The organism is Bradyrhizobium sp. USDA 3256, from assembly GCF_054058275.1.
This window is the reverse complement of record NZ_JBSSAE010000002.1, coordinates 8,339,417-8,366,091: the sequence shown is the minus strand read 5'-3', so window position 1 is coordinate 8,366,091 and position 26,675 is coordinate 8,339,417. Positions and strand designations below refer to the sequence as shown.

The 26,675-nt window shown below is 65.0% G+C and carries 17 protein-coding genes; 13 read left to right on the top strand and 4 right to left on the bottom strand.

What is annotated here, in order from left to right; genetic code table 11:
- The first annotated feature begins 3,208 nt into the window (after window positions 1-3,208).
- The 5 genes from ACVWY5_RS41280 to ACVWY5_RS41260 all read left to right on the top strand — a co-directional run bounded on the left by ACVWY5_RS41280 (window position 3,209) and on the right by ACVWY5_RS41260 (window position 10,867).
- Window positions 3,209-8,389, top strand: coding sequence for a beta strand repeat-containing protein (locus ACVWY5_RS41280; RefSeq protein WP_456671763.1), 5,181 nt, complete (start codon window positions 3,209-3,211; stop codon window positions 8,387-8,389).
- A gap of 338 nt (window positions 8,390-8,727) precedes the next feature.
- Window positions 8,728-9,228, top strand: coding sequence for a phage tail protein (locus tag ACVWY5_RS41275; RefSeq protein ID WP_028335302.1), 501 nt, complete (start codon window positions 8,728-8,730; stop codon window positions 9,226-9,228).
- Between the two features lie 42 nt (window positions 9,229-9,270).
- The gene (locus ACVWY5_RS41270; RefSeq protein WP_244978510.1) at window positions 9,271-9,765 is read left to right on the top strand and encodes a phage tail protein; all 495 of its coding nucleotides are present in this window, start codon (window positions 9,271-9,273) and stop codon (window positions 9,763-9,765) included.
- A gap of 12 nt (window positions 9,766-9,777) precedes the next feature.
- The gene (locus ACVWY5_RS41265; protein ID WP_028335300.1) at window positions 9,778-10,311 is read left to right on the top strand and encodes a phage tail protein; all 534 of its coding nucleotides are present in this window, start codon (window positions 9,778-9,780) and stop codon (window positions 10,309-10,311) included.
- A 7-nt stretch (window positions 10,312-10,318) separates the two neighbouring features.
- Window positions 10,319-10,867, top strand: a complete 549-nt coding sequence (locus tag ACVWY5_RS41260) for a GNAT family N-acetyltransferase (RefSeq protein WP_244482146.1) — start codon at window positions 10,319-10,321, stop codon at window positions 10,865-10,867.
- On the opposite strand, the gene ACVWY5_RS41255 is transcribed toward ACVWY5_RS41260, so the two are convergent.
- Window positions 10,849-11,154: a DUF6916 family protein gene (locus tag ACVWY5_RS41255; protein WP_038377636.1), complete on the bottom strand. Its 306-nt coding sequence runs from the start codon at window positions 11,152-11,154 to the stop codon at window positions 10,849-10,851. The genes ACVWY5_RS41260 and ACVWY5_RS41255 overlap by 19 nt on opposite strands.
- Before the next feature lie 456 nt (window positions 11,155-11,610).
- Here ACVWY5_RS41255 and ACVWY5_RS41250 point away from each other — a divergent pair, with 456 nt between their 5' ends.
- From ACVWY5_RS41250 to ACVWY5_RS41215, 8 genes are all read left to right on the top strand, one after another.
- Window positions 11,611-12,765 carry an iron-containing alcohol dehydrogenase gene (locus tag ACVWY5_RS41250; protein WP_028335297.1) on the top strand — a complete coding sequence of 385 codons (1,155 nt, stop codon included), beginning with the start codon at window positions 11,611-11,613 and terminating at the stop codon, window positions 12,763-12,765.
- An 86-nt stretch (window positions 12,766-12,851) separates the two neighbouring features.
- Window positions 12,852-14,402: an AMP-binding protein gene (locus tag ACVWY5_RS41245; RefSeq protein ID WP_028335296.1), complete on the top strand. Its 1,551-nt coding sequence runs from the start codon at window positions 12,852-12,854 to the stop codon at window positions 14,400-14,402.
- 95 nt (window positions 14,403-14,497) lie between these two features.
- Window positions 14,498-15,385 carry a TauD/TfdA dioxygenase family protein gene (locus tag ACVWY5_RS41240; RefSeq protein ID WP_028335295.1) on the top strand — a complete coding sequence of 296 codons (888 nt, stop codon included), beginning with the start codon at window positions 14,498-14,500 and terminating at the stop codon, window positions 15,383-15,385.
- A 354-nt stretch (window positions 15,386-15,739) separates the two neighbouring features.
- On the top strand, window positions 15,740-17,335 hold the full coding sequence (locus ACVWY5_RS41235; RefSeq protein ID WP_028335294.1) for an ABC transporter substrate-binding protein: 1,596 nt from the start codon (window positions 15,740-15,742) through the stop codon (window positions 17,333-17,335).
- A gap of 36 nt (window positions 17,336-17,371) precedes the next feature.
- Window positions 17,372-18,319, top strand: a complete 948-nt coding sequence (locus ACVWY5_RS41230; RefSeq protein ID WP_028335293.1) for an ABC transporter permease — start codon at window positions 17,372-17,374, stop codon at window positions 18,317-18,319.
- 4 nt (window positions 18,320-18,323) lie between these two features.
- The gene (locus ACVWY5_RS41225) at window positions 18,324-19,217 is read left to right on the top strand and encodes an ABC transporter permease (RefSeq protein ID WP_016848340.1); all 894 of its coding nucleotides are present in this window, start codon (window positions 18,324-18,326) and stop codon (window positions 19,215-19,217) included.
- Complete coding sequence (locus ACVWY5_RS41220) at window positions 19,217-20,230, top strand: ABC transporter ATP-binding protein (RefSeq protein WP_028335292.1); 1,014 nt, start codon at window positions 19,217-19,219, stop codon at window positions 20,228-20,230. The genes ACVWY5_RS41225 and ACVWY5_RS41220 overlap by 1 nt, the downstream gene beginning before the upstream one ends.
- Window positions 20,227-21,219 (top strand): ABC transporter ATP-binding protein, encoded by a 993-nt coding sequence (locus ACVWY5_RS41215; protein WP_028335291.1) that lies wholly within the window; start codon window positions 20,227-20,229, stop codon window positions 21,217-21,219. Before ACVWY5_RS41220 ends, ACVWY5_RS41215 begins: the two co-directional genes overlap by 4 nt.
- Window positions 21,220-21,352: 133 nt before the next feature.
- Here the strand turns inward: ACVWY5_RS41215 and ACVWY5_RS41210 are convergent, their stop codons facing one another.
- From ACVWY5_RS41210 to ACVWY5_RS41200, 3 genes are all read right to left on the bottom strand, one after another.
- Entirely contained in the window at window positions 21,353-23,332 is a 1,980-nt protein-coding gene (locus tag ACVWY5_RS41210) for an acetyl/propionyl/methylcrotonyl-CoA carboxylase subunit alpha (protein ID WP_028335290.1), read from the bottom strand.
- Window positions 23,329-24,945 carry an acyl-CoA carboxylase subunit beta gene (locus tag ACVWY5_RS41205; protein ID WP_028335289.1) on the bottom strand — a complete coding sequence of 539 codons (1,617 nt, stop codon included), beginning with the start codon at window positions 24,943-24,945 and terminating at the stop codon, window positions 23,329-23,331. The genes ACVWY5_RS41210 and ACVWY5_RS41205 overlap by 4 nt, the downstream gene beginning before the upstream one ends.
- A 120-nt stretch (window positions 24,946-25,065) precedes the next feature.
- Window positions 25,066-26,667 carry an AMP-binding protein gene (locus ACVWY5_RS41200; protein WP_028335288.1) on the bottom strand — a complete coding sequence of 534 codons (1,602 nt, stop codon included), beginning with the start codon at window positions 26,665-26,667 and terminating at the stop codon, window positions 25,066-25,068.
- Window positions 26,668-26,675 lie beyond the last annotated feature (8 nt).

Below are 26,675 nucleotides of genomic sequence, written 5' to 3'. Positions count from 1 at the left end.
TGGTCGAGTTTCCACACTCTACCTCCCGCTGCATGGCCGAATCGTGGTTAACGACGCGATGTCACGTGGACGCTCATTGACACTCGGAAGCATCGACAATACGGTCGTGGTTGCCAACCGGTAAATTTTCTTGGCCGCCGCGCTTTTCTCGAACATTCATAGGGCTTTTCTCGCGGCGTGAGTGAGTGGAAGCGATTACGTAATGGCAAGCGCATTTGAACTTGCTGATGTCGGGACTCCGCAACCGTCGCGGTGTCCGCATATTGCGAGCGGACCGGTGCGATCTCGGGTCGCGTATGATCAACCTAAACGTGTGAACTGCTTCACACCTCATCGTCCCCAACAAATGTAGTTAGTTGATCGGCTTTCACGCCGATCGCAGGAGTGCTCATGACGACCATACCTGCCTATACAATCGGTGGTTTAACCCGCCCCGAGCTTCATCTCGATCCGAGCGGCAATATCATTCTGGATCCGGCCGCCCAGGCATTCGTCAATACGTATGGTCTGCAATATCTTTACCTGGGCTGTCCTCCCGGAACGCCGTGGCCGCCGGTGCCCGGCTTCCTGTCGCCTCCGACCGACGCCAATTCCGGCGCCAACACGGTCGTTGAGGGCGCCGCAGCCAATACATCGGTCGGCATCACCGCGCAATCCACCAGCCTGATCGGTCTTCCGGTCACCTATTCGCTGGTGTCCGATTCCTCGCATGGCGGCTTCAAGGTCGATCCAAATACCGGCGTGGTCTCGATTGCCGATCCCTCCAAGGTCGATTTCGAGAGCTCCGGCGGCAGCTACGTCGTCAATGTGCAGGCCACCGACGGTATCTTCGTCTCGTCGCAGAGTTTCACGATCGCGGTCAGCAATGCGCCGCCCTCGACACCGATCGACGGCAACGCCACCGCCAACGCCGTCAACGAAGGGGCGGCGGTCAACACCTCGGTCGGCATCACCGCGTCGTCAGCCGACGTCAACGGCCCCGGTGTCACCTTCTCGCTGACATCGGATTCCTCCCATGGCGGCTTCAAGATCGATCCCAACACCGGCATCGTCACCGTCGCCGATTCCAGCAAGATCGACTTCGAGACCGCGCCGGGTCACGCCTACACCATCACGGTCCTGGCCAGCGACGGTCATGGCGGCGTCAGCTCGCAGAGCTTCACGATCAACGTCAACGACGTGGCGGTCAGCACCCCGGTCGACGTCAATGCCGCCGCCAACAGCGTCGTCGAAGGCGCTGCCGTCAACACGCTGGTCGGCATCACCGCCTCCGCGGTCGATCCGAACGGCCCCGCAACCACCTATTCGCTGACCGGCGACACCTCCGGCGGCGGTTTCACCATCAATGCCACGACGGGTGTCGTCACCGTCGCCGATCCGAACAAGCTCGATTACGAAAGCGCGCCGGGCCACGCTTATACCATCACGGTGCAGGCGACGAGCGGCGCGACCACGACGACGCAAACTTTCACGATCGGCGTGACCGACGCCCCGCCGTCGGCTCCCACCGACTCTGACGCCGCGACCAACACGGTGGTCGAAGGCGCCGCCATCGGCACCGCCGTCGGCGTCACCGCGCACGCCACCGACATCAATGGCGGCACAGTAACCTATTCGCTGGTCGGCGATGCCCACGGCCTCACCATCAATGCCGCGACCGGTGTCATCACCGTCGCCGATCCCACCAAGATTGATTTCGAAACCGCGCCCGGCCACGCCTACACAATCACCGCGCAGGCCAGCGACGGCACGCAGACCAGCACGCAGACCTTTACCGTCAACGTCACCGACGTTGCGCCGTCGGCCCCGGTCGACAGCAATGCTGCCGCCAATACCGTCGTCGAAGGCGCGGCCGTCGGCACCACGGTCGGCGTCACCGCATCCTCGACCGACATCAACGGCCCGGCGGTGACCTATTCGCTGACCGGCGACACTTCCGGCGGCGGCTTCACCATCAACGCGACAACAGGCGTCATCACCGTCGCCGACCCGAGCAAGCTCGATTACGAAAGCGCGCCCGGCCACGCCTATACCGTCACCGCGCAGGCCAGCGACGGCACCCTTGCGACCTCGCAGACCTTCACCATCGCCGTCACCGAAGCCCCGCCGTCGACCCCGGTCGACAGCGACGCCAGCGCCAATGCGATTGCGGAAGGCGCGGCCAACGGCTCGACCGTCGGTGTCACGGCGTCGTCGATCGACGTCAACGGCCCGCCGGTGACCTATGCGCTGATCGGCGACACCTCCGGCGGCGGCTTCACCATCGACGCGACGACGGGCGTCATCACCGTCGCGGATAGCACCAAGCTCGATTACGAGAGCAGCGGTCCGACCCATTCCTACACGGTGACCGCGCAAGCCAGCGACGGCACAACGGCGAGCTCGCAAACCTTTACGATCGCCGTCACTGACGTCGCGCCGTCGACCCCGGTCGACAGCGACGTCGGCGCCAATAGTGTAGTTGAAGGCGCCGCTGCCGGCACCACCGTGGGCATCGTCGCGGCAGCGACCGATATCAACGGCCCGGCCGTGACCTATTCGCTGGTCGGCGATGCGCACGGCTTCACCATCAACGCCGCAACCGGCGTCGTCACGGTCGCCGATCCCAGCCAGATCGACTACGAGAGCAGCGGCCCGAGCCACAGCTACACTATCACCGTCGCGGCCAGCGACGGCACCCAGACCAGCACGCAGGGCTTCGCGATCGCCGTCACCGACCTTGCGCCATCGACCCCGGTCGACAGCGATGCCACCGCCAACAGCGTTGTCGAAGCCGCGGCCGCCGGCACTGCGGTCGGCATCACCGCGCATGCGACCGACATCAACGGCCCGGCCGTGACCTGGTCGCTGATCGGCGACACCTCCGGCGGCGGCTTCACCATCGACCCGACGACCGGCGTCATCACCGTCGCCGACCCCACCAAGATCGATTATGAGAGCAGCGGCCCGACCCATTCCTACACGGTGACCGCGCAGGCCAGCGACGGCACGCTGGCGAGCTCGCAGAGCTTCACCATCGCCGTCAACGACGCCGCACCGTCGACCCCGGCCGATGCCGACGCCGGCACCAACTCGATCGCCGAAGGCGCGGCCAACGGCTCGACCGTCGGCATCACCGCGTCGGCAACCGACGTCAACGGCCCGGCCGTGACCTGGTCGCTGATCGGCGACACCTCCGGCGGCGGCTTCACCATCAACGCGACGACGGGTGTCATCACCCGTCGCGGACAGCTCCAAGATCGATTACGAAAGCCCGGCCGGGCACGCCTACACCGTCACCGCGCAGGCCAGCGACGGTTTGCTCACGAGCTCGCAGACCTTCACCATCGCCGTCACCGACGTCGCGCCGTCGACGCCGGTCGATGCCGACGCCGGCGTCAACCGCGTTGCGGTCAACGCACCGGTCGGCGCGGGAACCAGCGTCACGGCATCCTCGACCGACGTCAACGGCCCCGCCGTGACCTATTCGCTGGTCGGCGACACCTCCGGCGGCGGCTTCACCATCGATGCGACCACCGGCAAGATCACGGTCGCCGATCCCAGCAAGATCAACATTGCCGACCCGTCCTATGACGTCACGGTCGATGCGAGCGACGGCACGCTGCACAGCCAGCAGACCTTCACCATCGCCGTCGTGGTCGACCAGGCGCCGGTCGTCACCGCCGGCCACACGCTGAACTACATCGAGAACCAGGCCGCGACCGTGATCGATTCGGCGATCACCGTCACCGACGGCGACGACGCCAATCTGGTGTCCGCGACGGTGCAGATCACCGGCAACTATGCCAGCGGCCAGGATGTCCTCGGCTTTACCAACCAGAACGGCATCACCGGCTCGTTCAATGCCGCAACCGGAACGCTGACGCTGACCGGCTCCTCCAGCGTCGCGAACTACCAGGCCGCGCTGGCGTCGGTGACTTACATCAACACCAGCGACAATCCGTCCGCCCTGGCGCGCACCGTCACCATCACGACCAATGACGGCACGCTCGACAGCTCGCCGGTCACCGACACCATCAACGTCACCCCGGTCAACGACCCGCCCGTCGTCACCGCCGGTCATACCCTCAATTACACCGAGAACCAGGCCGCGACCGCGTTCGACCCGGCGATCACCGTGTCCGACGTCGACAACACTACGCTGACCGGCGCGACCGTGCAGATCACCGGTAACTACGCGAACGGTCAGGACGTGCTCGCCTTCACGTCCCAGAACGGCATCACCGGCTCGTTCAATGCGGGAACCGGCATGCTGACGCTGACAGGCACCGCCAGTGTCGCCGATTATCAGGCGGCGCTCGCCTCGGTGACTTATCAGAACACCAGCGACAATCCGTCGGGCCTGGCACGCACCGTCACGATCATCGCCAACGACGGCACGGCGAACTCAACGCCGGTCACCGGCACCATCAACGTCACGCCGGTCAACGATCCGCCGGTCACGACCGCCGGCGGCACGCTGAACTACACCGAAAACCAGGCCGCGACCGTGATCGATGCGTCGGTCAACGTGACCGACGTCGACAGCGCCAACCTGACCGGCGCGACGGTGCAGATCACCGGCGGCTTCGCCGCCGGCCAGGACGTGCTCGGCTTCGTCAACCAGAACGGCATCACCGGCTCGTACAATTCCGCGACCGGCGTGCTGACGCTGACCGGCAACTCCAGCGTCGCCAACTACAAAACCGCGCTCGATTCCATCACCTATTTCAACTCGAGCGACAATCCGTCCGGCGCGGATCGCACCGTCAGCTTCACGGTCAATGACGGCTCGGCGAATAGCAACACCTCGACCTCGACCATCCATGTCACCCCGGTCAACGATGCGCCGGTCGTGAGCTTCGGTGCCATCACCGGCTTCTCCGAGCCGCCGAACGGCACGCCGGCAGCGAACTCGACGCCGGTCACGATCACGCCGAACCTGACGATCACGGACGCCGAAGGCAACAACCTGACCGATGCGACCTTCGTGCTGAACAATCTGAAGCCGTCGGATGCGTTGTCGATCGCGGGCCACGCCGGCAACAGCGGCGATATCGGCGGCATCCACTTCGAGATCACCAGCACCGCGGGCACCGAAACGATCAGCTTCACCGGCACCGACACGGTTGCGCACTACAATGCGGCGCTGGACCTGATCCAGTTCAACAACACCAGCGAAAACCCCGACACTACCGCGCGGTCCTACAGCCTGACCGTGCACGACGACGGCGGCACCGCCAATGGCGGCAATAACACCGGGACAGGATCGACGACGGGAAGCGTCACCGCGGTGGACGATGGACCCACCGCGTCGGTGCCGGCGGACAATTCGATCGGCACGGCGTTTTCGCACACCAATCTCGCGATTTCAGGGCTTTCGGTCGCCGACATCGATGCCGCGAGCGGCAACGTCACGGCGACGATTGCCTCAAGCCATGCCAACCTGACCTTCAATACCGCCGGGCTCGCCAGCTTCACCAACAACAGCAGCCACACGGTGACGCTGACCGGTACCGTCGCGCAGGTCAACACCGCGCTCGCGACGCTGACCTACAACAGCGACGACGGCTTCACCGGCTCGGACACCGTCACGCTGAACATCAACGACAACGGCAATACCGGCACCGGCGGGCCGCTCACGTCGGGCGCCCAGACCTTCCACGTCGGCGTCGTCCCACAGGTGTTCTACATCGACAACTCGCCCACGGCGCTGGCCAACAGCGCCAATCTCGGCACCGCGGCCGATCCATACACCTCGATCGCCGCCTACAACGCGGCGAATCCGGCGGGCTCGGGCGACTATGTCGTGCTGAGGTCCGGCACCTATACCGAGGCCAACGGCATCAACCTCGCCAATGGCGTCAACCTGGTCGGCGGCAGTCACTCCCTGACGTTCACCAATCCGGTGACCGGCGCCGTGGTGACCGCGAACACCGCGACCGGGACCGATCCGGTCATCAAGGTGACCGGCGCCGACAACGGCATCGACCTGCTCGGCACGTCCGGCCACAGCATCAACGGCGTCAGCATCGACACCTCGGCCTCGACCGGCATGGGCATCAGCGACGACGGCTTCAATGTCGGCACCGTCACGATGTCCGACATCACGGTCAAGACTGCCAGTGGCACCGGCATGAGCTTCACGCATGGCGGCACCATCACGCTGACCGGCACCAACAACTCCATCACGTCAGGCACCGGCACCGCGCTCGATGTCGAGAATACCCAGATCGGCTCGTCCAACCTCATCCTCAAGAGCATCACCTCGAGCGGCGGGGCAAACAACGGCATCATCCTGTCGAATACCGGCACGGCCGCCGGCAATGGCGGCCTGCACATCACCGGCGACGGCTCGACGGCCGGCAGCGGCGGCACCATCGCCAACAAGACCGGCGCCGACGGCAGCACCACGCAGGGCACCGGCGTCTATCTGAACAACACCAAGGACGTTCAGCTCTCCTACCTGGCGATGCACGACTTCCAGAACTACGGCATCGTCGGCACCAACGTCACTGGCTTTACGCTCGGCAACACCACGGTGACCGGCACCAACGGCGACAATGTCGGCGGTATCGGCGAAGGCGACGTCTACTTCACCGGCCTGTCCGGATCGGCGACGGTGACGAACTCCACCTTCACGGGCGCGGCGCTCGATGCGTTCCACGTCTTCAATAACAGTGGTCAGACACTCAACCGCATCACCATCACCGGTTCGACCTTTGCGACCAATTCGGCAGCCGGAAACAGCTCGGGCGATGCGCTGGTGTTCCAGGCCACCGACGGAACATTCAACGCGACCGTTCAGAATTCGACATTTACGTCGGCACGCGGCGACCTGTTCCAGCTCGACCTGCACGGCGGCGTCAGCTCGGACCTCGTGCTGAATGGCAACAGCTTCTCGAACAACAACCAGAACATCGTCTCGGGCGGCGGCGGCATCACCATCAGCTCCGGCGGGACCGGCGACCACGCCAACCTGACCTTCAACATCGCCAACAACACGATGCGCGATGCCCTCGGCACCGCGCTCGGCATCAGCACTGGATCGGGAGCAAGCTCGTTTAACGGAACGATCGATTCCAACACGATCGGCGTCGCGGGCGTCGCCAACAGCGGCTCCGCCCAGGGCAGCGACATCGGCTTCGTCACCATGGGCGGCGCCAATTCCAGCGTGACAATCACCAACAACCATCTGTACCAGTACAACGACGACGGTATCTATCTGCAGACCGGCGACGCCGTGGACGGTGGCAACGCACTGCTGACCGCGATCGTCATGGGCAACACGGCGTCCAATCCGGGCGCGTTCGGCAATCATGGCTTCGAGCTGAACGCTGGCACGGTCGGCACGCCCACACGTGACGCGCAGAGCGTCTCGCTGACGCTGGGCGGCACCGGAGCCCAGGAAAATCAGTTCCTTGGTTCGGGCGCGAATGGCGGCACCGATATTCGGCTGCGCGATCGCTTCGATACCACCGTCGGCCTGCACGCGGGCGACGGCACGTCCTACGGCGGCGGCTCGACCGATACCGCCGCGATTTCAGCCTACGTCCTGGCGCACAACACGGTCACCACGGCGCCGACGATCAGCGTCACGGCGGGCAGCACAAACGGGTTCGGCTCATCGCCGCTGCTCGCCGCGGATGGCGGCGTGCAGGCCGCCGTCGCGACCCCGGGTGAAACCCACCTGACGCAAAGCCAGCTCGACTCGGTCGTCTCGGCGGCCATTACCCAATGGGCGAAGGCTGGCGTGGACGCGGATCAACTGGCGGCGCTGCATGCCGTCACCTTCAGCGTCGCTGATCTCGCCGGCCAGGTCGTCGGCCTGGAAAGCGCCGGCCACATCACGATCGATGCCGACGCCGCGGGCCATGGCTGGTTTGTCGATTCGACACCGTTTGACAATTTTGAGTTCACCCACACGCTCAATGCTTCCGGCTCCGACCTGCAGACCGATTCGTCGACGGCCGCAGCCGGTCATCTCGATCTATTGACCGCCGTGGTCCATGAACTGGGACACGTGCTCGGCCTCCCCGACCTGACGTCGTCATCCGACGTCAATGACCTGATGTATATCAGTCTGGCCGACGGCGAGCGGCGGCTCCCAACCGCCGCGGATGTCACGCAGGCCAACGTGGGATCGGCGAAGGCGATGCCGATGCAGAGCAACACATCCTCGACTCTGAACCGCGACGGCTTCGACTTCTCGTCGTTCACCCAGACGCCGTCGCAGGCCAGCACGAGCCACGCGGACCTGGCCGCGAACACCCAGACCTGGTCCGATCTGTTCAGCGGGCATGCCAATGCCGGCACCCCATGGTGGGTCGGCCATGAGGCGATGTTCGCCGCCATGGGCGGCACGCCGACCGACAACCACGCCCAGTTGCACCATGACCTGATCGTCTGACCGGGCATCGTATCGACTACACAACGCCTGCCGAACCATTGCGGCAGGCGTTGCCCCAGATGGATGGGATCCACGCTTCCGTCGACCCGGCAAACTTCAATCGCCTCATGATGTCCGCTTGGACATGTCCGATTCGTGACAACGGTCCCGTCAGCGGCGATACCGTCTCGTCGCGAACTGCGAATGGCTCGCGCCGCCGCGGAATTGAAAAAATCGCGGAAACCCGACAATCGTTGAGGTTGCACTAGCCGTAAAACACGCTATCGTGCAGACGTTGCGCACGCAGCATCATTGCTTCGAATTTTTCACAAATCGTACGACGTATTCGCGGAGGACCGATGGCCGATCCGTTTCTTTCCGAAGTCCGCATGATGTCGTTCAACTTTCCGCCGAAGGGCTGGGCATTTTGCAACGGCCAGTTGCTTCCGATCGCTCAGAACCAGGCACTGTTCTCGTTGCTGGGTACGACCTATGGCGGGGACGGGCGCGTCACTTTTGGCCTGCCCGACCTTCGAGGCCGGGTGCCGATCAGTATGGGCCCCGGCTATACGCTCGGCCAACGCGGCGGCGAGGAGAGCCACACGCTCACGATCAATGAGATGGCGCAGCACAATCATTTGGCCAACGCCACCAACAGCAACGGTAGCCAGCCGCTCGATTCGGGGGCCTATCTCGGTGCCTTCAACAACGGTTACAGCACGTCGACGACCGACATCACCCCGCTCAATCCATTGACCGTGGGCAATGCCGGCGGCAGCCAGGCCCATCAGAACATGCAGCCGTTCCTGACGATCAATTTCAGCATTGCCCTCCAGGGCATTTTCCCCTCGCAGAATTGACGAGAAGCGCCGATGTCAGAATCTTTTGTGGGCGAAATCCGTATGTTCGGCGGCAGCTTTGCCCCGGTTGGATGGAATTTCTGTGACGGCAGCCTGTTGGCGATCTCCCAGTACGACGCGCTGTTCACCCTGATCGGCACCACCTATGGCGGCGACGGCCAATCCACCTTCGCGGTCCCCGATCTGCGCGGCCGCTTGCCAATCCACGCGGGCACCGCCGGCAGCGGCACGACCTATGTCATGGGGCAGACCGGCGGCGTCGAAAACGTAACACTCACGACGCAGACGATCCCGCAGCATTCGCACGCCTTCATCGCCGCGAAGCAGACCGGCACCGGGTCGAACCCGCAGGGAAATATTCTCGATCAGACGACCGGCACCATCGCGATGTACATCGACGGCCAGCCGCCCGACGGGCCCATGGCAAGCGGAATGCTGACGAATACTGGCGGAAACCTGCCGCACAGCAATTTGCAGCCGCTCCTTTGCATCACCTTCATCATTTCGCTGTACGGCATTTTTCCGAGCCAGGGCTAGGAGTGCGACACCATGGCCGACCCCTTCGTCGCCGAAATCCGCATCTTTCCGTTCAACTTCGCTCCCAAGGGCTGGGCCTTCTGCAGCGGCCAGATCCTGCCGATCTCGCAGAACACGGCGCTGTTCTCGCTGCTCGGCGTCACCTATGGCGGCAACGGCACGACGAATTTCGCGCTTCCCAACATGCAGGGCAACGCGCCGCTCGCGCCCGGACAGGGCCCGGGGCTGTCGCTGTATGACCTCGGGGAGACCACCGGCTCTCCCAATGTGACGCTGCTGCAAAACCAAATACCGCAGCACAACCACCCCGTGAACGTCGGTACGCAGGACACGGCCGACGTTCAAGTCCCGAGCCCGACCCGCATCCTCGGCAAATCGGCCAACGCGTTCGCCTACGTGCCCGGGAGCCCGGCGCCGACACTGACGCAGATGAACGCCACCATGATCGGCATGACGGGCGGCAACCTTCCGCACAACAACATGCAGCCTTACCTCACGCTGAACTTCTGCATCGCACTGCAGGGCGTCTTCCCGGCGCGAGGCTGAGCTCGTTTTGGCTCTCGACGCGCCAGGCACCATCACGCCCGCCTTCGGCTGGGCGCGCGCGGCCGAAGCCGGTTGCGGCTTTCGCCGCCTGTCGGAGGCGGACCTGCCGTTCCTCAGCCGCCTCTATGCCTCGACGCGCGCCGAAGAACTTGCGCCGGTGCCGTGGAGCGAGGCCGACAAGGCCGCCTTTCTCGAGCAGCAATTCCGCGCCCAGCACGCGCACTACCAGCAGCACTATCCGAACGCCGATTGGCTGGTGATCGCGCGCCAGGGCGAAGACGTCGGCCGGTTCTATCTCGAACGCTGGCCGAGCCAGCACCGCATCATCGACATCGCCTTCCTGCCGGAGCATCGTGGCAGGGGCTACGGCGAAGCGTTGCTGCGCGACGCGATCGACGAGGCGGAGGCCGCCGGCAAGGACGTCTCGATCCACGTCGAGAAGCTCAACCCGGCGATGCGGCTCTACCGGCGGCTCGGCTTCATCACCGAGGAAGACAAGGGCGTCTACGACCTGATGCGCTGGCGGGCGGCAGAGCGTCAGGTGAAGATCGCCTGATAACCATTGCCGTGCGCGACCGGACCGATCGGCACCAGGAACATCTCGATCACGCCCAATGCCGGATGCCGCACCGGATAGATCGCCTGCGGCAGCCACGCGCCCTTCGGCGCCGTGAACAGCAGCGAGAACGCGCCGCCCGGCCGGCCGCTGTTGCCCGCGGGCTCGATCTTGGTGAGATTCAGCGGCACGACGCGATCCCTCTCCGCCTGCATCTCGAACTCCGCATCCTGATGCGGCCTGAAGTCATCAATATGCAGTTTCGCCAGATCGACGGTGGACGTCATGCGCTGCCCCTGTTGGTCCCGAAGCTGTAGCACGCCGCGTGCCGCCTCGCGCGACAAAAAGGACCTGACGGGCAGCGCAGCGCGAGATCGCCAACCGGCTTTGCTTGCGCCCTCTGCTTCGATAGGAGGCAAGTAAACGCAAGACTCGGACGCATCGCGCCGCGAGGATGCTGACGCATGGCTCACAAGCCGCGCCACAAATTCGCTGTCGTCCCTGCGAAAGCAGGGACCCATAACCACGAGTGGTCATTAGTGAGCGAGGCTGAAATGACGAGTTCCTTCAACAACGAACGCCGCGGCATATGGGTCCCTGCTTTCGCAGGGACGACGGCGGAATAGGCAGCACGACCATACCCGCAACCGACCCAGACCCCTGATGACGGCCCCGATTTCCTCCGCTAACCTCGCCGCAAAGGACCGCCGGCAAGGCGGACCGTGTTGAGGGAGGACAGGCGCTTGCATCAAGGCCGTGTCGTATTCGGCGCCATGGACGAGGTCGTGTTCGGGCGGCCCGCGCGTGAGGCCATCGTCGAGCAGTTGGACCGGATTGGCGCCGAGCGCGCCTTTCTGATGGTGTCGGGCACGCTGAACCGCGAGACCGACGAGATCGAAAAGGTTCGCGCGGCGCTTGGGCGGCGCTGCGTCGGCACCTTCGACAAGATGCCGGCGCATACGCCGCGCGCCGCGGTCATCGCGGCGGCAGAGCAGGCGCGCGGCGCGAAAGCGGATTTGATCGTCACGATCGGCGGCGGCTCGATCACCGACGGCGCCAAGGCGGTGCAGCTTTGCCTCGCCAACAACGTCACGACGGCTGACGGCATCGAAACGATCCGCACCCATGGCGGCGTCTCGCCCGCGATGAATCCACCGACCGTGCGCCAGATCAGCGTGCCGACCACCATCGCCGGCGGCGAGTTCTCCTCCATCGCCGGCGTCACCAACGAGGCCAAGCGGCAAAAGGAGATGCTGCGCCATCCGCTGGTGATGCCGCGCGCCACCATCCTCGATCCGGAACTGTCGGTGCACACGCCGGAATGGCTGTTCCTGTCGACCGGCATCCGCGCCGTCGACCATTGCGTCGAAGGCATCTGCTCGCGCGAGGCGCATCCCTACGGCGACGCGCAGGCGCTGAAGGGGCTGGAGATGCTGGCAGCCGGCCTGCCGCGGGTGAAAGCCGACCCGAAGGATATTTCGGCGCGAATGGATTGCCAGATCGGCACCTGGCTCTCCACCGGCCCGCTCGCCTCGGGCGTACCGATGGGCGCGAGCCACGGCATCGGCTACGTGCTCGGCGCCGAGTTCGACGTGCCGCACGGCTATACCTCGTGCGTGATGCTGCCCGCGGTGATGCGCTGGAACAAGCGCGACAATGCCGACGGGCAGGCGCTGGTCGCGGCCGCAATGGGACATGCGGGCGCGGACGCCGGCGACGTGCTCGACCGCTTCATCCGCGACCTCGGCATGCCGCGCAGCCTGCAGGAGGTCCACGTCGGCCCCGAGCATTTCGACCGCATCGCAAAGCAAGCGATGCGAACGCCCTGGGTGCCGCGCAATCCGCGCAAGATCGACAATCCATCCCAGGTTCGCGAGATTCTGGAGATGGCTGCATAGAGCGTTTTTCGAGCGAAGCGGTACCGGTTCGCGTGAAAAAACGCGTCAAACGAGAACAAGCACGATCAAGGGGGATCTGGAGTTCGATGTACACCGGCAAGCATGCCTACCTGCGCCCGCTGCAACCCGCCTTCATCATGGCCGGGACCGGCGAGACCGTTACCTATCGTGAACTCGAGGCGCGCTCCAACCGGCTCGCGCATCTGTTCCGCAAGCAGGGGCTGCGGCGGCTCGACCATTATTCGATCTTCATGGAGAACAACAATCGCTACCTTGAGGCCTGCAGCGCCGGCGAGCGCGCCGGGCTCTACTTCACCTGCGTCAACTCCTACCTCACCGCGGGCGAGCTCGCCTACATCCTGACCAACAGCCAGTCGCGAGTCCTGATCACCTCGAAGCTGAAGCTCGACATCGCGCGCGAGGCGCTGAAGGAGTGTCCGCAGGTCGAGCTCTGCATCGTGGTCGACGGCGAAAGCGAGAGCGATCGCATTGTCGGGCTGCGAGAGGCGACTGCAGGCCTGCCGGCAACGCCGATCGCGGACGAATTTGCCGGCACCGCGATGCTGTATTCCTCCGGCACGACCGGCCGGCCCAAGGGCATCGTGCGGCCGCTGCCGGAGCAACCACCGTCGCAGAACCTGCCGCTGTTCGATTTCCTGACCAAGCTCTGGCACTACCGCGAGGGCATGGTCTACCTCTCGCCGGCGCCGCTCTACCACTCGGCGCCGCAGGCCGCGGTCAATCTCACCATCCGGATGGGCGGCACGGTCGTCATCATGGAGAGCTTCGACCCGGAGCGCTATCTGCAGCTGGTCGAAGAATGGGGCATCACCCACAGCCAGCTGGTGCCGACCATGTTCTCGCGTCTGCTGAAGCTGCCCGAGGAGGTTCGCGCCCGCTACGATCTGTCGACCCTCGAGATCGCGATCCATGCCGCCGCGCCCTGCCCGGCGCTGGTCAAGGACGACATGATCAAATGGTGGGGTCCCATCATCCACGAATATTACGGCGCGACCGAGGGCCTCGGCTTCACCGCCTGCAACAGCGAGGAGTGGCTCGCGCATCGCGGCACCGTCGGCAGGGTCCTGCTCGGCGATTTGCACATCCTCGACGAGAACATGCAGCCCTGCCCCAAGGGAACGCCGGGCACCGTGTGGTTCAAGACCGCGACGCCATTCGAATATTTCAACGACCCCGCCAAGACCAGCGAGGCGCGCTCGGCCGACGGCAGCATGAGCACGGTCGGCGACGTCGGCTACGTCGACGACGACAACTTCCTCTATCTCACCGATCGCGCCACCTTCATGATCATCTCCGGCGGCGTGAACATCTATCCGCAGGAATGCGAGAATCTCTTGATCACTCACCCCAAGGTCGCCGACGCCGCGGTGTTCGGCGTACCCAATGTCGACCTCGGCGAGGAAGTGAAGGCGGTGGTGCAGCCGGTCGACGGCATCGCGCCGGGGCCGGAGCTCGCCGAGGAACTGATCGCGTTCTGCGCCGACTCGCTGTCGCGCCAGAAGGTGCCGCGCTCGGTGGATTTCGAGGCCGAGCTGCCGCGGCTGCCGACCGGCAAGCTCTACAAGCGCCTGCTGCGTGACCGCTATTGGGGCAACAAGACCTCGCGGATCGTGTGACGGATATGCGGATCAGCTCCGCGCATGACGAATTTGCCGCTGTCGCGCCACTGTCCTAGGCTTGCGGCAACGACAAAGAAAAGGGAGGACTTGCGATGGAAGTGATCCCGCTGAAACCTGGCTTCGGTGCCGAGCTGCGCGGCGTCACGCTGTCGGACGTTGCCGCCAGCGATGCCGCCTATGCGGCGGTGCGCGCGGCGTTCGAGGAACATTCGGTGCTGGTGTTCCGCGGCCAGGACGTCAGCGACGACATCCAGCTCGCCTTCTCGCGCCGCTTCGGCCCGCCCGAGGTGACCAAGGTGGGCTCGATGGGCACCGGCTCGCATTTCGTGATCCTCTCGACCTTCGGGCCTGACGGCAAGGTGGTTCCATCCGATCACCGGCAGCAGCTGCGCGCCAGGGCCAACCAGCTCTGGCACACCGATTCCTCCTTCAAGCGCGTGCCGGCGCTGACCTCGATCCTGTCCGCCCGCATCATTCCCGAACATGGCGGCGAGACCGAATTCGTCTCGATGCGGCTTGCCTTCGAGCGGCTCGACAAGGACACGGCAAAACGGCTGGAGAACTCGTTCGCCTGGCACTCCTACGCGCATTCGCGCAGCAAGGTGGCGACCGGCCTCGCAACGACTGAAGAGGTCGACGCGCTGCCGCCGGTGTGCTGGCGCATGGTCTGGCGCAATCCCGTCAACGGCCGTGGCGCGCTGTATCTCGCCTCCCACGCCTATGGCGTCGAGGGCATGGATGCCGAGGCCGGCAAGGCGCTGATCGAGCAATTGACCGAAGCCGCGACCGCGCCCGGCGTCAGCTATCTGCATCAATGGAAGCAGGGCGACGTCGTGATGTGGGACAACCGCGCCACCATGCATCGCGGCCGCCCCTGGCCGGCGCATGAGGGCCGCCTGATGATTCGCACCACGATCTCGGCGACCGCGGCCGATGGCGTCGCCAACATGCACCTGCCCTCGCCGCAGGCGGCGGAGTGAGGTGAATGGTGATGCCGCTTCACCGTCATCCTTCGAGGCTCGCTCCGCTCGTACCTCAGGATGACGGAAGAAGAAATTGTGCGACACGTCGGCGACATACTGTCGCTGATTGCAGCCCGCTTCACCCGCCCGCATCGGCGTCGGCAACCGAATCAAACGGAGTTTCACCGCTGCATAGCAAAACAACCCAGGTTCCCTGCCAGCACAGCCATTATTCCCGATCCGTGGAAATTTTAATGCCCTGGCGTCATCCGAATTGCCAATCCCCACGCGATCCTCGCTGGTTGCCCGACAGCCTCACCGTGGTATCGTCGATGCCAATCGGCCATTGAGACCGAAATGTGGGAGGGGACCATGCGGAGCGTGCAAGCGCTGGCCGTCGCGGTGTTGTCTGTGCTGATCATCAGCGACGTTTCACGCGCAGCCGAGCCGAAACCGGGCGGCATCTTCAGGATCTATCACCGCGACAGCCCCGGCAGCGCCTCGATCCACGAGGGCGCAACCTATTCGCTGAACGTTCCGTTCATGCCGATCTTCAACAACCTCGTCATCTTCGACCAGCACATCGCCCAGAACAGCGCCAGCACGATCCGGCCCGAGCTTGCGGAAAGCTGGGCCTGGAGCGGCGACAACAAGACGCTGACCTTCAAGCTGCGCAAGGACGTGAAATGGCACGACGGCAAGCCGTTCACCGCCGCCGACGTCAAATGCACCTTCGACATGCTGATGGGCAAGTCGCAGCAGAAGTTCCGGCAGAATCCGCGCAAGTCCTGGTACGAGCAGGTCGAGGAGGTCACGACCAACGGCGACTATGAGGCGTCGTTCAAGCTGAAGCGGCCGCAGCCGGCGCTGCTGTCGCTGCTCGCCTCGGGCTATTCGCCGGTCTATCCCTGCCATGTGTCGCCGGCCGAGATGCGCACCAAGCCGGTCGGCACCGGCCCGTTCAAGTTCGTCGAGTTCAAGGCCAACGAATCGATCAAGCTCACCAAGAACCCGGATTACTTCAAGAAAGGCCTGCCTTATCTTGACGGTATCGAGTTCACCATCATCCCGAACCGCTCGACCGCGATCCTCGGCTTCGTCTCCGGCAAGTTCGACATGACGTTCCCGACCGAGGTCTCGATCCCGCTGCTCAAGGACGTCAAGTCGCAGGCGCCCAATGCGGCCTGCGTGGTGGAACCGAACAACGTCTCCACCAACATCATCATCAATTCGACCGCGCCGCCCTTCGACAATCTCGACATCCGCCGCGCCCTGGCGTTGGCGCTCGACCGCAAGGCGTTCATCCAGATCATGTTCGAGGGCCAGGGCGACATCGGCGGTACCATGGAGCCGGCGCCTGACGGGCTGTGGGCGATGCCGAAGGACATGCTGGAGCAGATCCCCGGCTACGGTCCCGACATCGAGAAGAACCGCGAGCAAGCCCGCAAGCTGATGCAGAAGGCGGGTTATGGCCCGGACAAGCACCTGCAGATCAAGGTCTCGACCCGCAACATCGCCGTCTATCGCGATCCCGCGATCATCCTGATCGACCAGATCAAGAGCATCTACATCGACGCCGAGCTCGACGTCGTCGACACCGCGCAATGGTTCCCGAAGATCGCCCGCAAGGACTATTCGCTCGGCCTCAACCTCACAGGCAATGCCGTCGACGAGCCCGACCAGTCCTTTTACGAGAACTATGCCTGCGGCTCGGAGCGGAACTACACCAACTATTGCAACAAGGAGATCGAGAAGCTGTTCGACCAGCAGTCGGAAGAGACCAACGTCGACAAGCGCAAGAAGCTGGTCTGGGAGATCGACAAGAAGCTGCAGGAAGACGTCGCGCGGCCGATCATCTTCCATGCCCGCACCGGCACCTGCTGGCAGCCTTACGTGAAGAATGTCACGATCATGTCCAACAGCTCCTATAACGGCTATCGTTACGAAGACGTCTGGCTGGACAAGTAGGTCTGGATACGGACGGGATCAGGGAGAAAAGCCAGGGTGTTTGCCTATATCGTGCGGCGGCTGTTCCTGATGCTGGTGACCCTGTTCGGGATCTCGGTCATCATCTTCGTGCTGCTGCGCGTCGTTCCCGGCAACATCGTCGACATCCTGTTCGACGCCGCGGGCTTCGTCGACCCCGCCGACAAGGCCAATCTCGAGCGCGAGCTTGGCCTCAGCCAGCCGATCGTAATCCAGTATCTGCACTGGATCGGCGGCCTGCTGCACGGCGACCTCGGCTATTCCTACGTCTCGGAAAAGCCGGCGCTGGAGGAAATCCTGCCGCGGATTCCGATCACGGCGCGGCTTGCCGGACTGGCGCTATTGTTCTCCGCCTCGATCGGCATTCCGCTCGGTGTCATCAGCGCCGTCCACCAGGGCTCAAGGCTCGATTATGCGCTGCGCGTCGTCAGCCTCAGCGGCCTGTCGCTGCCGTCTTTCTGGCTCGGCCTCCTGATCTTGATGGCCTCGGTCTCGCTGTTCGGCACCATGCCGATCTTCAATCCGAACCCGAAAACCTGGCTCGAGGCGCTGACCATCTATGCCGTGCCGGCGATGGCGGTCGGCTTCCGCAGCGCGGCACTCACCATGCGCATCACCCGTTCCTCGATGCTGGAGATCCTGCGCCAGGACTATATCCGCACCGCGCGTGCGAAGGGCGCCTCCGAGGCCTCCGTGAACTATCACCACGCACTGAAGAACGCGGTGCTGCCGGTCATCACCGTGATCGGCATCGAGGCCGCGTTCCTGATCGGCGGGCTTATCGTCACCGAGACCGTGTTCAACATCCCCGGCATCGCCCGCTTCCTGGTCGAGGCGCTGCGCTGGCGTGACTACCCGATCGTGCAGAACCTCGTGATGTTCATCGCCGTCGTCGTGGTGGTGGTGAACTTCATCGTCGACATGCTCTATGCGGCAATCGACCCGCGTATCCGGTTTGGAGACTGAGCGCTTGGCAACAATCAACTTCGACAGCGAATTGCGACGTGCCGGGGCCAACGCCACCGGTGGCTGGGGACGGTTTGCGTTCCTCGCGCAGCGCCACGTGCTCGGCACGGTCGGCCTCGTCATCATGCTGCTGTTCGTGCTGACCGCGATCTTCGCGAACGTCATCAGCCGCTACGATCCGCTCAGCGTCGATTCCGCCCACCGGCTGGCTGCGCCGTCCGCACTGCACTGGTTCGGCACCGACTCCTTCGGCCGCGACGTCTGGAGCCGCATCATCCATGGTGCGCGGATCTCGCTTGCGGTCGGCATCGGCTCGACGACGCTCGGCGCCACGCTCGGCGTGATCGTGGGCCTCGCCTCCGGCTATCTCTCCGGCTGGGTCGATCTCGTGTTCCAGCGGGTGACCGACATCCTGCAATCGCTGCCACTCTTGGTGCTTGCACTCGTCATGACCGCGGCGCTCGGTCCCTCCCTGCCGAACGTGATCCTGGCGATCGCAATTCCCCTGATCCCGACGGTCGCGCGCGTGATCCGCGCCAACACGCTGGCGCTGCGCGAGCAGCCGTTCGTCGAGGCCGCCAAATCGATCGGCATGAGCGAGATGCGGATTGCACTGCGCCACGTGCTGCCCAACACCATCGCGCCGCTGATCGTGCTCGCCACCGCGCAGCTCGGCTCGACCATCCTGACCGAAGCGTCGCTGTCGTTCCTTGGCCTCGGCATCCCCGAGCCTTATCCGTCCTGGGGTCGCATGCTGTCCGAATCCGCCGCCGAATATGTCCGCACCGCGCCATGGCTGGTGATCTTCCCCGGCATTGCGATCAGCCTCGCGGTGTTCGGCACCAATCTGTTCGGCGACGCGTTGCGCGACATTCTCGATCCGAGGCAGCGCGGCTGATGAGCGAGGCGAAGACGCTCGATACGGTTCTCGACGTGAAGAACCTGCAAACGGTGTTCTTCACCAACTCCGGCCTGTTCCGCGCGGTCGACGATGTCTCGTTCTCGGTCCGCCGCGGCGAAACGCTGGCGATCGTCGGCGAATCCGGCTGCGGCAAGAGCGTCAGCGCGCTGTCGATCATGCGGCTGGTGCCCGATCCGCCCGGCCGCATCGTCGGCGGCTCGGTGACGCTCGAGGGCACCGATTTGTTGAAGCTCGACGATGCCGCGATGCGTGACATCAGGGGCAACCGCATCTCGATGATCTTCCAGGAGCCGATGACCTCGCTCAATCCGGTGATGCGGATCGGCGACCAGATCATCGAGGCGGTGCGGCTGCACCAGAAGGTGAGCAGCAAGGAGGCCTGGAAGCAGGCCGTCGACATGCTGCGGCTGGTGCGCATTCCGGAGCCGGAGCGCCGCGCGCAGGAATATCCGCATCAGCTGTCCGGCGGCATGCGCCAGCGCGCCATGATTGCGATGGCGCTGGCGTGCCGGCCGGCGCTCCTGATCGCGGACGAGCCGACCACGGCGCTCGACGTCACCATCCAGGCGCAGATCCTGGCGCTGATCGTCGATCTGCAGCAGCGGCTCGGCACCGGGCTGATCCTGATCACCCACGACCTCGGCGTCGTCGCGCAGACCGCGCAGCGCGTGATCGTGATGTATGCCGGCAAGAAGGTCGAGGAGGCGACGGTTGAATCCTTGTTCGAGACGCCGCTGCATCCCTACACCCGCGGGCTGATGGCCTCGATCCCGGCGGTGCCCTCGCCCGACGCGAGAGAGGACGTCCGGCTGGTCGAAATCCCCGGCATGGTGCCGTCGCTGACCAAGCTGCCGCCCGGCTGCGCCTTCGCACCGCGCTGCAAGCTCGCAGTCGACCGCTGCCGTCAGGAATATCCGCCGCTCGACGAGACCAAGAGCAATCACTGGGCGGCGTGCTGGCGCGCCGGCGAGATAGCGGAGGCGTCATGACCGAGCAGCGCCCGCTCCTCGAGGTGACCGACCTCGTCAAGCACTACGCGGTGCGCGGCGGTGTGCTGCGCCGGCAGGTCGGCACCGTGCATGCGGTCGACGGCGTCAGCTTCGCGCTTGGCGCCGGCGAGACGCTCGGGCTGGTCGGGGAATCCGGCTGCGGCAAGTCGACGGTGGCGCGCACCGTGCTGCGGCTGGTCGAGCCGACCAGCGGCGCCATCAAGCTGGATGGCGAGGACATCGCGTCGCTCAGCAAGACCGCGCTGCGACCGTACCGGCGCTCGATGCAGATCGTGTTCCAGGATCCGTTCGCCTCGCTCAATCCGCGCATGACGGCCGGTGACATCGTCGGCGAGCCCCTCATTGTGCATGGCCTCGCGACCGGCGCGAAGAAGCAGGAGCGCGTCGCGGAACTGTTCCAGCAGGTCGGCCTCCGGCCCGACCAGATGAAGAATTTCCCGCACCAGTTCTCCGGCGGCCAGCGCCAGCGCATCTGCATCGCGCGTGCGCTGTCGCTCGGGCCGCGGCTGATCGTCTGCGACGAGCCGGTCTCCGCGCTCGACGTCTCGATCCAGGCGCAGGTGATCAATCTGCTGATCGACCTGCAGCGCAAGCAGAACTTCTCCTACCTGTTCATCGCGCACGATCTCGCGGTGGTCGCCCATATCAGCCACCGTGTCGCCGTGATGTATCTTGGCCGCATCGTCGAGATCGCCGACAAGCACGAGCTGTTCGCCAATCCGCGCCATCCCTACACCCAGGCACTGCTCGCCTCGGTGCCGATCGCCGACCCGAAGGCGAAACGCACCGCCCCCCTGATCGACGGCGATGTCCCGAGCCCGATCAATCCACCTTCAGGCTGCGCCTTCCACACCCGCTGCCGTTACGCAATGGATCGCTGCAAGATCGAACGCCCGGCGCTGCAGGCGGCCGGCCCGGTGCATCAGGTCGCGTGCTGGCTGAATGACGGGACGGGGCGCGAGGAATAACCTTCCCGTCGTCCCTGCGAAAGCAGAGACCCATAACCACAAATGTTCGCTGTTGCGCCGCGCTGTGGCCCAGCGCGCTCCAACGATCAGCTTCGGTGGTTATGGGTCCCGGCCTGCGCCGGGACGACAGCGGTTATGCGGCGGCCTCGATCTCCACCACGATCTTTCCCGTGATCACCTGCTCGCCCTCGGCGACATCGATCGACGACACCGTGCCCGCGACGCCGGCGGTGTGGACGTGCTCCATCTTCATCGCTTCCAGGGTCATCACCGGCTGGCCGGCCGCGACCTTGTCGCCCGGCTTCACCAGCACCGCGACGACCCGGCCGTTCATGGCGGCGCGGACCTTGCCGTCGCCTCCGGCAGCTGACGCACTCTCCGGCGGCGCCAGCGTGAGATCGCGGACCGACAACGTGACGCCGCGATGCAGGATATGGAGCCGGTCGCCATCGCGCAGGAATTGGGCATGCTCCATCACCCCAGCGTGGTGGAAGCGGATGCTATCTTGACTAAGCTCGTCGATCGCGAAGCAGAACCGGTCGCCATTACGAGCCGCGATGTAACTGCCGTCGCGCTCGCGGACGATCTCGATCTCCTGCACGCCGTGACCGAGATCAATCCGCAAGCCGAGCGGGAACGTCGCGGCCAGCGATCGGCCACGCTGCCATGGCGGGGCGTGCGGATTGGTGACGTAGAGCAGCAGCGCCGCAAGCGCGAGGTCGCTGCCGCGATCCGGCCGCGGCGCCAGCAGCGCATCGCGGTTGTCGCCGATGAAGGCGGTGGTCGCCTCGCCCCTGGCAAAGACCGGATGACGCAGGCAGTCGATCAGGAAGCCCTGGTTGGTGGTGACGCCGAAGGCCGTGACGTCCTCCAGGGCGCAGATCAGCTTGCCGCGCGCCTCATCGCGGGTCGTGCCATGGCTGATGACCTTGGCGATCATCGAATCGTAGAACGGCGGAATCTCCGAGCCGGACTGCAGCGCGTGCTCGACGCGGATGCCGTCGGGCATCTGCCACCGCGCCATCCGGCCGGATTGCGGCATGAAATCGTGCGCGGCATCCTCCGAGCAGAGTCGGACCTCGATGGCATGGCCAGAGAGCGTGACGTCCTCCTGGGTCAAGCCGAGCGGCGCGCCGCTGGCGACGCGCAGCTGCAATTCGACCAGATCGAGCCCGGTGATCGCCTCGGTGACGGGATGCTCGACCTGCAGCCGCGTGTTCATCTCCATAAAGTAGAAATTGCCGGCGCGATCGAGCAGGAATTCCAGCGTGCCCGCACCCTCGTAGCCGATCGCCTTGACCGCCTGCACCGCGACCGCACCCATCCGCACGCGCAGCTCCGGCGTCACCGCCGGCGACGGCGCCTCCTCGACCAGCTTCTGGTGCCGCCGCTGCACCGAGCAATCGCGCTCGCCGAGATGGATGGCGTTGCCATGGCGGTCGCCGAACACCTGGATCTCGATGTGGCGGGGATTGACGATCGCGCGCTCCAAAATGACGGTGGGATCGCCGAACGCACCCTGCGCCTCCGACCGCGCGCTGCGCAGCGCATCCGGAAATGCCGCCGCGTCCTCGACCAGCCGCATGCCGCGGCCGCCGCCGCCGGCGACAGCCTTGATCATGACCGGAAAACCAATGGCCCTGGCTTCCGCCAGCATCACGGCATCGCTCTGGTCGGCGCCCTGATAGCCGGGCACGCAAGGCACACCGGCCTCGCGCATGATCTCCTTGGCGCCGGCCTTGTTGCCCATCGCAAGGATCGCTTCCGGCGACGGACCGATGAACACCAGACCCGCATCGCGGCAAGCCTGCGCAAAATCCTCGTTCTCGGCGAGGAAGCCATAGCCGGGATGCACCGCGCCGGCACCGCTCGCCTTGGCGGCGGCGATGATCGCGTCGATCTTCAGATAGGATTGTGCCGGCAGCGCCTCGCCGATCCGCACCGCCTGATCGGCCTCACGCACATGCAGCGCGTCGCGGTCGGCGTCCGAATAGACGGCGACGACGCCATGGCCGAGCCGCCGTGCCGATCGCATGATGCGCAGCGCGATCTCGCCGCGATTGGCGATCAGGATCTTGAAGAACGGCGTCCGCTTCACGATTGCCCCGCTCATGGCCGCGCCACCGAGAACTGCATGCGCTGCGGGCTGCGGGCCTTGGCCTCGCGACAGATCGAAAGCACCTCTGACAGCACCGTCCGCGTATCGCGCGGATCGATCACGCCGTCGTCGAGCACGCGGGCGCTGGTCGAGAACACGTCCATCTGGCTGTCGAACACGCCGGTGATCTGCGCCTTCATCGCGTCCAGCTTCTCCTTCTCGATCGGCTTGCCGCGCCGCGCGGCGGCAGCCTCAGTCACGATCGCCATGGTTTCGGCGGCCTGCTCGCCGCCCATCACGGCGGTCTTGGCGTTGGGCCAGGAGAAGCAGAAGCGCGGGTGAAAGCCGCGGCCGCACATGCCGTAGTTGCCGGCGCCGAACGAGGCGCCGCAATACAGCGTGATCTGCGGCACCGTCGCCGAGGTCACCGCCTGGATCATCTTGGAGCCGTGCTTGATCATGCCGGCCTCTTCATAGGCGCGGCCCACCATGTAGCCGGTGGTGTTGTTCATGTAGAGGATCGGCGTGCGCGACTGGCAGCAGGCCTGAATGAAATGCGTCGCCTTGTTCGCGCCGGGCACATCGAGCGGGCCGTTGTTGGTGATGATGCCGATCGCCTGCCCCTCGATGCGCGCGTGGCCGCATACCGTCGCCGGGCCGTAATTGGCGCCGAACTCGGTGAAGTCGGAATCGTCGATGAAGCGCGCGATCGCCTGGCGCATGTCGACGGGACGCTTGTGGTCCATCGGCATGATGCCGAGCAGTTCCTCGGCGTCATAGCGCGGCGGCTTGAACGCGGCCGGCGCCGGTGTCGGCCGGTCCCAAGGCAACTTGGTCATGATGTCGCGCGCGATGCGCAGTGCGTCGCGGTCGTCCTCGGCGAGATAATCGCCAAGGCCCGAGATCGAGGTGTGCATCTCGGCGCCGCCGAGCTCTTCCTCAGTCGCAATCTCGCCGGTGGCGGCCTTGAGCAGAGGCGGCCCGGCAAGGAAGGCGCGGGTGCGGCCGCGCACCATCACGATATAGTCGGAGAGACCGGTCTGGTAGGCGCCGCCCGCGGTTGAGGAGCCGTGGGTGACGGTGACGACAGGAAGCCCCGCCGCCGACAGCCGCGCAAGATTGCGGAAGATGTTGCCGCCACGGACGAAGTCCTCGACGCGGTAGCGCAGCAGGTTGGCGCCGGCGCTCTCGACCAGCTGCACATAGGGCAGCTTGTTCTCCAGCGCGAGCTCCTGCACCCGCAGCGTCTTGTCGAGGCCGTAAGGCTGCAATGCGCCCGCGTCGATGCCGGCATCATTGGCGCTGACCATGCAGCGGATGCCGGAGACGAAGCCGATGCCGGCGACCAGTCCGCCGCCGGGCACGCTCTTGTCCGCATCCGCCACGTCGAACATGTAGCCGGCGAGCGTCGACAGTTCGAGGAACGACGAGCCGGGATCGAGCACCAGCGCGACGCGCTCGCGCGGCAACAGCTGGCCGCGCTTGTGGAAGCGGTCCTTTGCCGCGGCGGAGGCGGCGCGCGTCCGCTCCTCCAGGGCCCGCATCCGGGCGATCAGCGCCAGCATGCCGTCGCGATTGCCCTGGAAGGCGGCGCTGCCGGTGGAAATCGTGTTCTCGATGATGGCCATGACTAACTTATCCGTCATTCCGGGGCGATGCGGAGCATCGAACCCGGAATCCAGAAGTCGTTGCGCGAGATTCCGGGTTCGCGCTACGCGCGCCCCGGAATGACAGGGAAAAAGCAGACATCACGCGCGCTTCTCCGTGAAATACTCGCCATACTGCTGCCGCAGCTCGACCTTGCGCAGCTTGCCGGTCGCGGTCATCGGCATCTCATCGAGGATACGCACCAGCTTCGGCACCTGGAAGCCGCCGAGGTGCTTTCTGCAATGCGCCTCGATGCCGGCCTCGTCGGCCACCGCGCCGGGTTTCAGCTTGACGAAGGCGGAGACCGCTTCGCCCCATTGCGGATGCGGCAGGCCGACCACGGCGGCGTTCTGCACGGCGGGGTGCGCCAGCAACGTCTCCTCGATCTTGACGGAGGCAACGTTCTCGCCGCCCGACTTGATCATATCCTTCTTGCGGTCGAGGAACAGCACCTCGCCATTGCCGTCGATCAGGGCAAGATCGCCGGTGTGGTGCCAGCCGAACTTGCGCGCCTCCTCGGTCGATTTGGGGTCCTTGTAGTAGCCCATCATCACATTGGGCCCGCGATGCACCAGCTCGCCGATCTCGCCACGCGGCAGCAGGTTGCCATTGTCGTCCATGATCGCGGTCTCGTTGACGATCAGCGATTCGCCCCAATAGTTGCCGAAGCGGTCGAGCTGCACCTCCGGGCGGGACATCGTCGTCGCCGGATACATCTCGGTCTGGCCGCTGGACAGCACGAAGTTCGGACAGAGATCGGCGATGGCGCGCTCGAGCAGCGGCTTGCCCATCGGCGCCATGGTGTAGATGCAGCAGCGCAGACCCGACAGGTCGTAGTCGCGGCGGCGCGGATGATCGAGGATCGCCTGATACATCAAGGACAGGCCGACAAACACGGTGAGCTTATCGCGGACGATCGCCTCCATGCAGGCAACCGGATCGAAGCCGCGCATCAGCGCCATGCGACCGCCGACCGAGAGATAGCTGAGCAGCAGCACGTGGCCGGCGCAGTGGAACAGCGGAAACTGCCCGGTGATCCCGTCATCGCGCGAGAGCTGCATCTCGATGCAGTTGCTCATCACGGCCATGACCACGGCGAGGTGGCAATGCATCGCGCCCTTCGGCCGCGAGGTGGTGCCTGACGTATAGATGATCATCGCGAGGTCGCGGTCGTTGATCTCGATGTCAGGCTCAATATCGGACTGTCCCTCCAGCAGACCGTTGAACTCCTGCAATCCGGTCTTGCCGGCATTGCCGGTCAGGTCGATCGCGATCATCTCCATGCCGCGCGCTTCCAGCGCGGCGCGGCGGTCGGCCTGGGCATGAAGGGCGTCGTCGATGACGGCGAAACGCACCCCGGCATGGCCGAGGATGTAGTCCATATCAGCCGGTCCGAGCATGGTGTTGATGGGCACCCAGACCAGCCCGGCGCGGTGAATGCCGAACAGCGCTTTGACGAATTCGACGGAGTTGTTGCAAATGGTCGAGATCTTCTCGCCCGGCTTCAGCCCGCGCTGCGCGAGATGATTGGCGAAGCGATTGGCGTCGCGCTCGAGCTCCGTGAAGGTGACCTGCCTGCTGCCGTCGGTCAGTGCGATACGATCCGGAAACCGCCGCGCGGCGCGCTTCAAGAGATCGCCGATCGCGACCCGCCCGATGCGGCCCGGCCCGGTGACGCCGCCGGTTGCTGCGAGATTGTCCATGCTTGGTT